A 13,001-nucleotide genomic window follows, 5' to 3' on the forward strand; every position below is an offset into this window, starting at 1 on the left:
TCGCAGGCCTGACCGGAGCGGCTGCGGGTGCCGGCGTCGGCGGACTGGCCGGCGCACTCATCGGCATGGGCGTGCCGGAAGATGAGGCGAAGCGCTATGAGACGTATTTCAATGAAGGAAAAATCCTCGTGCTCGTCGACCGGAACGCCGACGTGGAAGACAGCTATTTCGCCAACCGGCGCCCGCTATCGAACGATGTGAACGATATGGCGCGCGACCCGAATCTTGACCGCGACCGCTTCAATGACCCGCTCGTTTAATTGAACCACGACCGCCGCGCTCCGGTGCGGCGGTTTTTGAGTACGTTGAATAAATCCCTCCCGCATCAGGCAGGATGAACGAAGCAGACGGACGGGAGGGGTGCCGATGGGCGACTGGGGACAAGTGGACTTCTGGGAGATGGTGCTGCGGTCGGCGGTGACGTTCGCGGTGCTTCTTCTCCTGACCCGGCTGCTCGGGAAAAAGCAGATGAGCCAGCTGACGTTCTTCAACTATGTGACCGGGATCACGATCGGGTCGATCGCGGGGAATATCGCAGGGGAAAGCGAGACGCCGTTTTTCGACGGCCTCGTCTCGCTCGTCACGTGGGTGCTCCTGACGATCCTGCTCAGCCTGATTTCATTGAAATGGGCGGGGGCGCGCGTCATTCTCGACAACGAGCCGACGATTGTCATCAAGGATGGCCGGATCGACGAACGGGCGATGAAATCCGTCCAGCTTCATCTTGACGACCTGAACATGATGCTCCGGGAAACCGGCGTGTTCATGGTGAAGGACGTCCGCTACGCGATCCTCGAGACGAATGGGGCGCTCAGCGTCCTGCTCAAAGGCCAGAACCTCCCGGCGACGAAAAAGGACGTGAATGTCGGCGCCGGCCCGGCGAAGTACTTGCCGACCGAAATCATTTCCGACGGCAAGGTCGTCCGGAAGAATCTCGCCGAGTACGATCTGACAGAAGCGTGGCTGCTGAAGGAGCTCGGAAAGCACGGGGTCTCCCGTCCGGAACAAGTCTTCTTCGCCCAGCTTCAGGAAGACGGGACGCTGGACGTGACCGTAAAAGAGAATAACTAGACATGCAACCGCCTGATCCGGAGATCACCGTCCGGACCGGGCGGTTTTTTTAGATTACTCCAAAAAGTGGGGCGCAAAAGACGGTGAAAATGGTATATTAAGAGTGTTTGAAAACTTTAAACAAAGAACAGGGGGAAATGAAGTGGGTGACAAGACAAGGTCAAAACGGCTCAGCCTGATCATGATCGTGCTCATGGTGCTGTCGCTGATCCTGCCGGCGGGCGCGTTTGCCGAAGAGGCAGGCGGACTGCCGAAAGGTCCGAAGCAGACCGCAGGCATCATGGCGCAGAAACAGGCGATCGCCGAACAGCAGGCAGCCAAATCGGGCATGCCGAGGCTGCATCCGGACTTGCAGAATCTGTCCGGCAGCCAGGAAGTGAACGTCATCATTCAATTGACTGAAGACCCGGTGGCGGTCGACGAAGGCAAGAAAAAGCTGAAAAAGCTTCCGTACCAGGCTTCCGAACGCGCGAAGCAGGTCCACGCCATCAAGGCGGAGCAGACCCGCGCGAAGAAAGAGATGAAAGCGAAAAAGCTTCTCAAAAAAGAAGGTTTCTCGTACGAAACGGTGCTGAACGGATTTGCGGCGACCGTCAAGGCGGATGACCTGGAGAAGCTGCTTGACGTTCCGGGCGTGCGCGTCGTGGAGCCGGACGTGATCCGGGAAGCGATGGAAACGCCGGCAGCGGGCGGTGTTTCCGACGGGCGGACCGACGAAAGCAACTCATTCCTCGGCATCGGCCGACTCTGGGACAAGGGCCTGAAAGGGGAAGGCATCAAAGTCGGCGTGCTCGACACCGGCATTGATTACAACCACCCGGCGTTCAAGGACAATTACAAGGGCGGCTGGAACTTCATCGTGCACGACAACCGTTATGCCCGGCCGCGCGACGACCGGGACCCGATGGAGACGACGCCGAAAGACCGGGCGTCCGGCACGCCGGAATTCAATTCGGACGGCAGCTCGTTCTACACGTCCCACGGCACGCACGTCGCGGGCATCATCGCAGGACAGGCGAACAATGACTACGGCATTTCCGGCATTGCGCCGAATGTCGAGCTCCACGCCTACCGCGTCCTCGGCGGCTACGGCAGCGGCGCGACGTCCGGCATCATTGCCGGGATCGAAAAAGCGGTCGAAGAAGGCATGGACGTCATCAACCTGTCGCTCGGCGGCGGCAGCAACACGTCGCTTTCCGCCGACTCGTACGCGATCAACAACGCCATGCTCCAAGGCACGATTGCCGTGATCGCCACCGGAAACTCCGGTCCGAACCGCGGCACGATCGGCACGCCGGCCACTGCGGCGCTCGGCATCGGAGTCGGCAACACGACCCAGCCGGAAAGCCATTTCTCGGCCGATGTCGAAATGAGTGCAGGCGGCTTTGACAAGACCGTCCGCATGAATCTCATGGCGACCGAATTCGGAGCGGATCCGGCCGCGAAGCTGCAGGGCGAGTTTCAGGTCGTCCCCGTTCCGGGCGCCGGCCAGGAAAGCGATTATGCAAATCTTGACGTGAACGGCAAAGTCGCGCTCGTTTCCCGCGGGGACATCGCATTCGTCGACAAGATCGAAGCCGCGAAAAACAACGGCGCGACTGCGGTCCTCATTCACAATTTCGCGGGCGGCACGAACGCGCCCGGCATTTCGGATGTTTACCTAGGCGATGACTTTGATTTCATCCCGGCGTTTGACATGAGCCAGACGGACGGCGACGCCTTCCGCGCGGCCATCGGAAACGGCGAAGGAACCGTCACATTCGGCGCGATCAAAGAAGAGCAGTCGGCCGGCGACGAGGTGAACGACTCGAGCTCGCGCGGCCCGTCGACTCCGACATTCGACATCAAGCCGGACGTCTCGGCGCCGGGCACGAACATCATGGCCGCCATCCCGGCCTACGCAAGCGACTTCCCGGATGCCGACTACACGAAGGCATTCGGACGCAAAACCGGCACATCGATGGCGACCCCTCAAGTGGCCGGCGTTGCCGCGCTCATCAAGCAGGCGAACCCAGAGTGGGATGCATTCGACGTGAAAGTCTCCCTCTCGAACACGGCGAAACTGCTCGACACCGGCAAATATGACGTCTTCTCGCAAGGCGCGGGCCGCGTCCAGCCATATGAAGCCGCGTTCCCGGAAGTTCTCGCCTACTCGCACGACAAGACCGTCGCGGACGGCGAAGGGACGATCGTCGACAACGTGAAAGGCACCGTCACATTCGGCAACCTGCCGCAAGTGACTGAAGAAGCCGTCACGGTCACGAAGAAGATCAGCGTGAAGGACATGAAAGGGAGCGGCGGCGACTACTCCGTCTCCGTCCAGACGACGAAAGCATTCGGACAGGCCGCCGTCACGGTGGACAAGCCGGACTTCACGCTAAGCGGCGAAGAAAAACTGACCGTCACGCTCACCGCGCCGAAAACGGCGACAAAAGCGGGCGACGAACTCCTCGGCTACATCCGCATCAGCGGGCCAGGTGAAGAACTGTCGCTTCCATTCGCCGCCTCGTTCGGACCGGAAGCATCGGCGGAGATTGAATACATGCAGATCACGAACACCGATCTGTCGTTCCATCCCGACGCACAAGGAAAAATGGCCGAACTCCAGTTCAAGATCACCGGAGACCTCGGCTTGAACTACATTGAATTGTGGGATCTCGCGAATCCCGACGGCGGCGTATACGAAGACGGCTACATCGGCTATCTTCATGCGGGTCCTTCGCTTCCAGCAGGCGCCTACCGCCTCGGCATCGACGGCCAGTACATGCCGTGGGGAGGAGACGAACTTGAAACGATTCCGGACGGCGTCTACACGATCGATCTGACCGGCGAAACGGTTTCCGGCAATCCGCCGATTGTCTTCCAGGACATCGGGCCGGTCTACGTGAAATCCGCTCTTCCGGAAGCCGAAACGACAGTCGACGGCACGGTCGTCTCCGGCCGGGTCATCGACAAGTACCTCGACTTCAAGGCGCTCGTCGCCCAGTTCGGCGTCAACCTCAACATCAACTCGAAGCTCGGCGGCTTCATCGAAGTGACCGACGCGCAGGGCGGATTCGTATCAGTCGAGCCGTTCCGCTTCGGTCAGGACGGCACATTCACAGTCGATCTCGGCGCAGCAATCGCGGCCGGCGGCACGAAAGCCGAGCTGACGATCGCGGACGCGGCGGGCAATATGATGGAAGCGGTCGTTTACGAGAAAGCGGAAGAACCGGAAGAGCCAGCGATCACCGTTCCGGATGAGGAGATCGGCAGCCAGCTCGCCGACAAGAAATCAAAAGAAGTGACGATCAGCATTCCTGAACTCGGCGACGGCGAGACGGAAATCAAGCTCGCAGACGGCCAGCTCGACCGGATTGTCGCAGCGAAGAAGGGCATCACCGTCACGGACGACGGCGGCTTCGGCTTCACGGCGGACAAGAAACTCGTCGAGCAGCTCGCCGCATCGGCGGGCGGCGTCACGATCGCACTCGGAAAAGAAAAATCCGGCGATGCGTCGGCGATCTCGGACGAGTACGCGCTCCGCTTCCTCGACGAGTCGGGCAAGCAGATCGACACGGGCAAGAAAAAGGATAAAATCGAAATCACGCTCCCGGTCGACCTGAGCGGCGTCGGCAAGACGAACAAGCTCTTCATCAAAGACGGCGACACGGGCGCACAGTACAAGCTCAAAGTGAAAAACGGCTTCGCCACGTTCACGGCGGACAAGCCGGGCACGTTCACGGCATTCAACTGAATCATCGCAAGGCGGAACGCCGCGGGGAATCCACCCTGCGGCGTTTATTATTACAAGACGGTTACAATGCTCTATAATCGGGGAAAGAGAGAATAGCAGAAACAAAGGCGGTGGTCCACGTGGATGAGCAGAAGAGAACAGTCGAGCAGCTGCTGGAGGAAAAAGTCCAGCAACAGAAAAAGCGCATGCGGCCGCCCGCACGGCCAAAAAAATACCAGACATCCGTCCGCAAGGCGGCAGACTACGTCGTCCTTGATTTCGAAACGACCGGCTTCCGGTCCGGCGCAGACAAAATCATCCAGATCGGCGCCATCAAATATATCGGTCACCGGCAGGAGGCCGTCTTCGAAACGCTCATCAATCCCCGGCGCTTCATTTCACCGACGATCACACGGCTCACCGGCATCTCCAATGAAAGCGTCGAGAACGCCCCGTTCATCGAAGACGTCATCGGCGACCTGATCGCCTTCATCGACGATTACCCGATCGTCGCCCACAACGCCGCATTCGATATGAGCTTCTTGTACGCCCTCGACAACCTCGAAGGCATCCAAGTCCCGGAATACACCGTCATCGACACCGTCCGGCTCGCCCGGAAAGTCATCAAGGAAACAGCCAACCACAAACTCGGAACCCTGGCCCACTACCTGCGCCTCGAACACCACGCCCACGACGCGATCGGCGACTGCCTCGCCACCGCGGCGATCTACCAGCACTGCCTCGGCGTCAGGAAATAAATCTGTTGGACGTCCCGCTCAGCCGGGACGTTTTTCAATTGGGCGTTCGCAGCCTGCGAATGTTCGATATAATGAGACAATATGCGAGCGGCGGAAGGGGAGACGGGACATGTGGAAAATTTACGGGATGCTGACGTTCGTCATGGTGATGTGGGGCCTCAACCTGCCGATGCTGAAATACCTGCTCGGATTCGTCGGCCCCGTCACGATGACCTCCGTCCGCATCTTCACCGCCGGCATCATCGTCTTCCTCATCCTCACCGCCCTCCGGATCGTCCGCATGCCGCGCCGGGCCGAATGGAAATACATCATCCCCGGCATGCTCCTGAACGTTGTCGGCCACCACTACTTCCTGAACAACGGCCTCACGATGACGAGCGGCACGAACGCCGGCCTCATCCTCGGCACCGGCCCGTTCCTCACCGCCGTCTTCTCATCAATCCTGATCCGCGTGTTCCCGAAGGTCCAGTGGCTCGGCGTCTTCCTCGGACTGGCGGGCGTATCGTCCGTCGTCCTCGCCGACGGCGGCCTGTCCGGCATCTCCCGCGGCGACGTCTACGTCTTCCTATCGATCCTCGTCCAGGTGCTCAGCTTCCTCATCGTCGCCAAAGCCGCCGCCACCCTCGACCCGCGGCTCCTGACCGCCTACATGCTCATTCTCGGCGGCTCGACGCTCTTCGTCATCAGCCTCGCCGCAGAACCCGGCGGATTCGCGGCCTTCGGAAGCGTTCCGCCGAAGTTTTGGCTCATCTTCGCCCTGAGCGCCGTCTTCGGCACCGCCGTCAGCCACATGCTCTACAACTACTCCGTCGGCAAAGCCGGACCGACCAAAGCCGCCATCTTCATGAACCTCAACACCGTCGTCGCCCTCGCCGGCTCCGCCCTCTTCCTCGGCGAACTCATCACCCTCCGCCACCTCCTCGGCCTCCTCCTCATCATCACCGGCGTCCTCCTCGGCAGCGGCGCGGCGGAGGACATGTGGAAGAAAAGGCGGGGGCGTGTGAGGATAGAGGGGCGCGGGTGAGCGTTATTTATCTAGGGGAAAGCGTTGTTTATCTCGGGCGAAACGTTTCGTATCTCGGGCGGAACGTTGTTTATCTCACGCAGAACGTTGCGTATCTCGAGTTGTTTATCTTCAATGAGGCATCGAGTAATCTAATAACGTTGCGTATCTCAGGTGAAACGTTGTGTATCTCAACCAAAGCGTTGCTTATCTGCAATGAAACGTTTCGTAACTCACCCGGTAGTCAGTTGGAGAGCAGCACGACTCTCTCAATCAGTTCGAAAATTTAAAATAAACCTATTGCGTTCGGCCGGTTGTTATCCTATGGTAAAGGAAACACCGCCGGACGCATCTTATTTTGCGATCCCCCTCCGGCTCGAGAGGAGAGTCAAAATGATTCGCCACACTCTTGAGCTTCGCCCGCTTGACTGGGAGATTCATCGGCTGACACGCATGGAGGTCCGTCTTCAGTACGAGGATGCTGCCGCAAGCGATTCACATACTGTCCCGACAGTCGAAGAAATGCTCGGCATTCACTCCACAGACAAGGACCTCCGCTTTCTTAGGAAAAAAGCATTGGAAAAAGTCAGCGATCTCCTTTACCGAAAAAAGACAGGAAGAGCAGGGGAGGAGATGGTTGCGCAGACCCTCCAGGAAATCATCCTCCCCGACAATTCATATATATTAAGAAACGTGTCGATCACCATCCGGCACGGCTACCGTATAGAAATAGATGCCATGATCCTATCACCGGCCTTCGCCCTCATCCTGGAAGTCAAAAACATTGCAGGAACCCTCTTTTTTAAAGAAGAAGAAGGGAAGACAATCCGTGTACAGAATGACGGTCAGACCGATGAATTCGATTGTCACATTCATCAGCTTGACCGGCAGCTTAATGGCCTCATGCAATATTTTCATGCACGCGGAATCCGGCTTCCTGTATATGGTGCTGTCGTTCTGGCCAATCAAAACACCCGGATCAAGCAACGACCGAACCTGCACCCGGTCATCTACAGAAAGCAGCTTGCCCGCTTTTACCGGTCGCTCACAGAATCCGCTCCGGTCCTGCCGGCGGGGAAGACCGGGCGCCTCGCTGAAATTTTGACCAGCCGCGAATTGCAGGCGGATGAAGAGCCGCTCTGCCTTCAGCTCGAGTACCCTTTTGAGATTTTAAGAAAGGGCGTTCTATGTCTGGAATGCAATCAGAAATGCGAAGCAATCCGAGGTGCCGGCTGGCGCTGCCCAAACTGCAAGAAACCGGGCAGGGAAGCGGTCAGGCAAGGGGTGGAAGACCTATTGATACTTGGCGAAAACCAGATCACCAATGCTCTTGCCAGAGACTTCCTGGAAATCCGCAGCAATTCAATGATGTCAATCTTACTCAGTGAGCTGGACCTTCTTCGGACCGGAAAACCGCCGGCCACCTCCTACCGCCGGAAACATGCCGGCCCTATCCGGTTCAAGGAGGATATAACATCACGATAGATGGGACCCGTAAAGTTTCAGCGAAGATACACAACGCTTCGCCAGAGATACGAAACGTTTTGCCGAAGATACGCAACGCTTCACCTGAGATACACAACGTTTTCTGAGATGCGTAGCGCTTTGCCGAGATACACAACGCTTCTCCTGAGATACGCAACGTTTCGCTGAAGATACGCAACGCTTCGGCCGAGATACACAACGTTTTCTGAGATGCCTATCGCTTTGCCGAGATCCGCAACGCTTCATCTGAGTTACGAAACATTTTGCCGAAGATCCACAACGCTTTGGCCGAGATACACAACGTTTTCTGAGATGCGTAGCGCTTTGCCGAGATCCGCAACGCTTCGCCGAAGATACGAAACGTTTTGCCGAAGATCCACAACGCTTCACCTGAGGTACGCAACGTTTTCTGAGATGCGTATCGCTTTGCCGAGATCCGCAACGCTTCGCCGAAGATACGAAACATTTTGCCGAAGATACACAACGCTTAGGCCGAGATACACAACGTTTTCTGAAATGTGTATCGCTTCGCCGAAGATACGCAACGCTTTGTCGAAGATCCACAACGCTTAGGCCGAGATACACAACGTTTCACCCGAGATACGCAACGCTTCACCTCAGATACCTTCACACCCCCCAAGAGAAAGGACGATTCAGGTATGACAATTTCAATCAATCCGCTGGCGCAGGCGACGGGGCTGTCGGGGATCCGGGAGATTTCGAACCGGATTCCGGATTTCCCGGGAGCGGTGAATCTGACGGTCGGGCAGCCGGATTTTGCGGTGCCGGACGGGGTGAAGGCGGCGGCGGAGCGGGCGATCCGCTCCGACCAGACCGGGTATTCGCACAATGCGGGGCTGCCGGAGCTAAGAAAAGCGGCCGCCGATTTCTACGGCCATAAATACCGTTTCCGCTATGACCCGGCGACGGAGACGGTTGTGACGGCGGGGGCGAGCGGGGGGATGGATGCGGTGCTCCGGACGTTGCTCGAGCCGGGCGACGAGGTCATTTTGCCGGTGCCGATCTTCGCGGGGTACGAGCCGCTCATCAAGCTCACCGGGGCCACGCCCGTCTATCTCGACACGCGGCCGACCGGCTTCATCCCGGACGCGAGGCGGCTCGAGGCGCTCATCACGCCAAGGACGAAGGTGGTCATCTTCAACAATCCGTCGAATCCGACCGGCGTGACGATCCCCGAACGCGAGATGGACCGGCTCGCAGACATGCTCGCAAAGCATGACGTCTTCATCCTGTCCGACGACATCTACAGCGAGAACACGTTCGATGCGCCGCATGTCTCGTTCGGCCGATATCCGGCGCTCCGGGACCGGCTGTTCCTCATCCACGGCCTGTCGAAATCCCATGCGATGACCGGCTGGCGGATCGGCATCCTGTTCGGGCCGGCGCCCTACATGAAGTACATCGTCCGCATCCACGCGTACAACACGATCTGCGCGCCGACGCCGTCCCAGTACGCGGCGATCGAGGCGTACACCGGCTCGGCGGACGCACCGAAGGTCATGAACCGCCACTACACGGAGCGCCGCGACTTCATCCTCGGCGAGCTCGCCAAGATGAAGCTCCCGGTCGTGAAGCCGGACGGGGCATTCTACGTGTTCCCGGAGATCACCGAGTTTCCGGTGTCGTCGAAGACGTTCGCACTCCGGATGCTGGAGGAGGCGGGGGTCGCGGCCGTCCACGGCACGGCGTTCACCCGGTACGGGGAAGGGTACATCCGCATCTCCTACGCGAAATCCATGCAGGACCTCACGACCGCGATGAACCGGATGTCCCGCTTCATCACGCAGCTGCGAGGTGAAACCCGGCAGATCCCTCCGGCGCCGAAGCAGCTATGAGAATATGCCCAGCTTCACCGCAACGCTCTCCACGCGACCCACTCAAAAATGGGTCTTTTTTCTATCCCGAAATCCCATTAACTCCTTCCGCAACGGGTAGAATGATAGAAAAAGGAAGGAGCTGCCCCTAATGCCCCTCAAACGCAAACCAATCAAATCCCTTCTGATCGTCGCCGCGCTTCTGGCTTCACCCGCCGCCACACCCGCTGCGATGCCGGCCGCCGCCGCCCAAGCCGCGCAGGCCACGCATTCATTCTCGGATGTCTCGCCCACGTTCTGGGCATACAAGGAAATCGAAGAACTCACGTCGCTCGGTGCGCTCGAAGGCTATCCGAACGGCCGGTTTTATCCGAACAACCTGCTCACCCGCGCGCAGGGGGCGAAGGTGCTCGATCAGCTTACACATGCGCAGGCCGCCCCGGGCTCATTCAAACCAAAATTCAAGGACGTCACGCCGAACCACTGGGCTTATCCGTTCGTGCGGGACCTCACGTACGACGGCGTCTTCCTGAACACGGACCGCTTCCGTCCGCAGGAAAACCTGTCACGCGCACAGATGGCGAAAATCATCGTCGAGGCGTTCGACATCGTCGTCGATGACAACGATCTCGCCCACTTCGTCGACACGCCCGCCGGGGAATTCCACGGCTACATCACGACCATCGGCGAACTCGGCATCACGACCGGCCGGCCGGGCGCACGCTTTGACCCGAACGGCCCCGTCACCCGGGCCCAGTTCGCCACATTCGCAAGCCGCGCGCTCGCATTCGACGAAAAGCGCCGCAGCGGACAGATCGTCTACGACAAGGAAGACAAGCTGTATGTCGACTTAACCGGCGAACCGCTCGCCCTCAGCAACCCTGCTGAGCAGGTCGGAAAAGAGTCGATCACGCTCGTCAACAAAGAAAGGCAGAACCGACACCTCCCGGCACTCAAGGAAGACACCAACCTCGACGCCATGGCGCAGCTCAAAGCGGAGGAGATGGCCGAGAAAGGCTACTTCAGCCACGACTCTCCGACGTACGGACATGTGAACGAAATGGCCGCCATGTTCGGCTACTCCTTCACGCGGATCGGCGAAAACATCGCCTGGAACCAGCGGTCGCCCGAAGAAGTCACCGCGGACTGGATGGCGTCCCCGGGACACCGGAAAAACATCCTCGACCCGCGCTACACGAACGTCGGCGCCGGCTTCGCGACGAACAGCCAGGGCGAAACGTACTGGGTCCACATATTCGCGAAAAAGTGAGCCGGCCATCCGGACCTCTGGCACGGGTCGCCTGAAAACCGTATAATGAACCCATGAAAAAATACATCTTCCTGTTGATCATCCTCGCGGCGCTGTTCGTCTCGTCCGGCCAGACGTACGAGCAGCAGTCGCTCATCCCGACGCTCCAGAAATATCTGCCGGGCAAGCCGCTTGAAGGAACATTGTCCCGCCTGGAGATCCCGTACTGGGGCAGGACCGTCACCGTCGAATCCCGGGGCTACTACCACTTCGTCGAGTTCCTCATCCGGAAAGGGGCGCATCTGGCTTCATTCGGATTGCTCGCTGCGGCGATTTTCTTCGTGCTCCCGAAGTTCCGCCTGCGGTATGTCGCGGCATTCGCGCTCACCGTCCTGGCCGCCTCGCTCGATGAGTTCCACCAGATGCTGACGGGCGGCCGGACGCCGTACGTCGGGGATGTCATCCTGGACGGCGCCGGGTCGTTGATCGCACTGCTTCTCATTGCGCTCGTCCGGGCTTTAAGAAAACCGCAGACACAAAATAACCGCCGCACGCCCGCTTAGAAACGGGGTGCGGCGTTTTTTCCGTATATGCCAAAGTTTTCTCCCCGCCGCATGTCCGGCCGCCCGTTCATAGGGTATAATTGAAAGAATAATGACTTCACAGAAACGGGGGACTGACGGATGCGAAAACTTCAAGTGGCCTTCATCCTGGCGATGACGCTCATGATCGGCGTCCAGCCCGCCGCGGCATCACAAGACGTGCTAACCGATATCAAGTTCTACGTGAAAAACTATTACTACGGGGATATCCCGCTCGGCATCGACGATATGAAAACGATCCGGGAAGTCACGAACAGCCTGGACGAGTACTCGACTTACATGACGAAGGCGCAGTACGAGGCCTATTTGAAGACGATCCACATTCCGGGGATGAACGAGACACTCGCCGCCGACACGCAACTGTACGCGTCGCCGGCAAAAGTCTCTTCCGAGTTCCTGTTCGGGAACACCGCCCGGATCCAGATTGAAAGCTTCCAGGTCGAAACGCCCCAGGCCGTCATCCGCGAGTGGCAAAAGATGAGGAAACTCGGCGCGAAGCAGCTCATCCTCGACTTCCGGTTCAACGGCGGAGGAACGGTGGCGAGCGCCGAGTCGATCATCGGGATGTTCCAGAATGCGCCGAAAGCCTACACGCGTTTCGAGCGGGACAAGACGATCCACGTGAAATCCCGCCCGTCCGACTTCAAATTCCCGGAGCAGCCGTACCTGCTCGTCAATAAATACTCCGCCTCTGCGTCGGAGCTCGTCTCCGCAGCCGTGAAAGACCAAAAGGCGGGCGTCCTCGTCGGCCAGAAGACATTCGGCAAGGGAAGCGTCCAGAGCTTCTTCGACCTGTCTGACGGCGGAGCACTCAAACTGACGATCGCGCACTTTGCCGGACCCGGCGGCACGAAGATCCAAGGACTCGGCATCAACCCCGACCATGTGACGCCGCCCGGCAAGGAAATCGAGTTCGCCCACGAGGCGCTCGCCCGGCGGGAACTCGCGACGTGGGATTACCTGGAATTCCCGGACGCCGAAACGAAGCCCGGCATCCAGCCGATCACAATCCGATTCTCGCAGGACATGAACTTTTCCGCGCCGTCCGCGTCCAATCGGGTGGAGCTCATCCGTCTTGGCACGGGCAATCCGGTAACGACGACCGTCGAAACGGGGGAAGACGGCCGGTCGCTCCGCATCACGCCGGAGCGTCCGCTTGAGCGGAACGCAAAATACGTGCTCGCCGTCCACCCGAGGTTCGCCGACGGCCAGGGCATCTACATGCGCAAAGGCGCCTACCTGTTTATCAAGACGACGGAATGACCTTCATTCCCCGTATCTTC

9 protein-coding genes and 1 pseudogene are annotated in these 13,001 nt (G+C 58.9%); all 10 read left to right on the forward strand.

Annotated elements, in window-relative coordinates; translation table 11 throughout:
• Positions 1–260: pseudogene (locus BN1189_RS16540) on the forward strand (general stress protein); the annotation flags it as partial.
• 106 nt (positions 261–366) lie between these two features.
• Positions 367–1,071, forward strand: a complete 705-nt coding sequence (locus BN1189_RS09520; protein ID WP_040227687.1) for a DUF421 domain-containing protein — start codon at positions 367–369, stop codon at positions 1,069–1,071.
• 142 nt (positions 1,072–1,213) lie between these two features.
• A complete protein-coding gene (locus tag BN1189_RS09525; protein WP_040227688.1) occupies positions 1,214–4,807 on the forward strand; it encodes a S8 family serine peptidase in 3,594 nt (1,197 codons plus the stop codon).
• A 119-nt stretch (positions 4,808–4,926) separates the two neighbouring features.
• Positions 4,927–5,544, forward strand: coding sequence for a 3'-5' exonuclease (locus tag BN1189_RS09530; protein WP_040227689.1), 618 nt, complete (start codon positions 4,927–4,929; stop codon positions 5,542–5,544).
• Positions 5,545–5,653: 109 nt separating this feature from the next.
• Positions 5,654–6,568: a DMT family transporter gene (locus BN1189_RS09535; protein WP_040227690.1), complete on the forward strand. Its 915-nt coding sequence runs from the start codon at positions 5,654–5,656 to the stop codon at positions 6,566–6,568.
• Between the two features lie 372 nt (positions 6,569–6,940).
• Positions 6,941–8,032, forward strand: a complete 1,092-nt coding sequence (locus tag BN1189_RS09540; protein WP_040227693.1) for a nuclease-related domain-containing protein — start codon at positions 6,941–6,943, stop codon at positions 8,030–8,032.
• 659 nt (positions 8,033–8,691) lie between these two features.
• Complete coding sequence (locus tag BN1189_RS09550) at positions 8,692–9,888, forward strand: aminotransferase class I/II-fold pyridoxal phosphate-dependent enzyme (RefSeq protein ID WP_040227695.1); 1,197 nt, start codon at positions 8,692–8,694, stop codon at positions 9,886–9,888.
• A 130-nt stretch (positions 9,889–10,018) separates the two neighbouring features.
• Positions 10,019–11,137, forward strand: coding sequence for an S-layer homology domain-containing protein (locus BN1189_RS09555; protein WP_052455789.1), 1,119 nt, complete (start codon positions 10,019–10,021; stop codon positions 11,135–11,137).
• A 53-nt stretch (positions 11,138–11,190) separates the two neighbouring features.
• Complete coding sequence (locus tag BN1189_RS09560; RefSeq protein WP_040227696.1) at positions 11,191–11,679, forward strand: VanZ family protein; 489 nt, start codon at positions 11,191–11,193, stop codon at positions 11,677–11,679.
• 120 nt (positions 11,680–11,799) lie between these two features.
• Complete coding sequence (locus BN1189_RS09565) at positions 11,800–12,981, forward strand: S41 family peptidase (RefSeq protein WP_040227697.1); 1,182 nt, start codon at positions 11,800–11,802, stop codon at positions 12,979–12,981.
• Positions 12,982–13,001 lie beyond the last annotated feature (20 nt).

Source organism: Bhargavaea cecembensis (assembly GCF_000826125.2).
GTDB lineage: Bacteria > Bacillota > Bacilli > Bacillales_A > Planococcaceae > Bhargavaea > Bhargavaea cecembensis_B.

Bases quoted from the DNA above. Each gene is read 5' to 3' on its own strand.
- BN1189_RS09520 (WP_040227687.1), top strand. From the start codon at position 367: ATGGGCGACTGGGGACAAGTGGACTTCTGGGAGATGGTGCTGCGGTCG.
- BN1189_RS09535 (WP_040227690.1), top strand. From the start codon at position 5,654: ATGTGGAAAATTTACGGGATGCTGACGTTCGTCATGGTGATGTGGGGC.
- BN1189_RS09540 (WP_040227693.1), top strand. From the start codon at position 6,941: ATGATTCGCCACACTCTTGAGCTTCGCCCGCTTGACTGGGAGATTCAT.
- BN1189_RS09550 (WP_040227695.1), top strand. From the start codon at position 8,692: ATGACAATTTCAATCAATCCGCTGGCGCAGGCGACGGGGCTGTCGGGG.
- BN1189_RS09555 (WP_052455789.1), top strand. From the start codon at position 10,019: ATGCCCCTCAAACGCAAACCAATCAAATCCCTTCTGATCGTCGCCGCG.
- BN1189_RS09560 (WP_040227696.1), top strand. From the start codon at position 11,191: ATGAAAAAATACATCTTCCTGTTGATCATCCTCGCGGCGCTGTTCGTC.
- BN1189_RS09565 (WP_040227697.1), top strand. From the start codon at position 11,800: ATGCGAAAACTTCAAGTGGCCTTCATCCTGGCGATGACGCTCATGATC.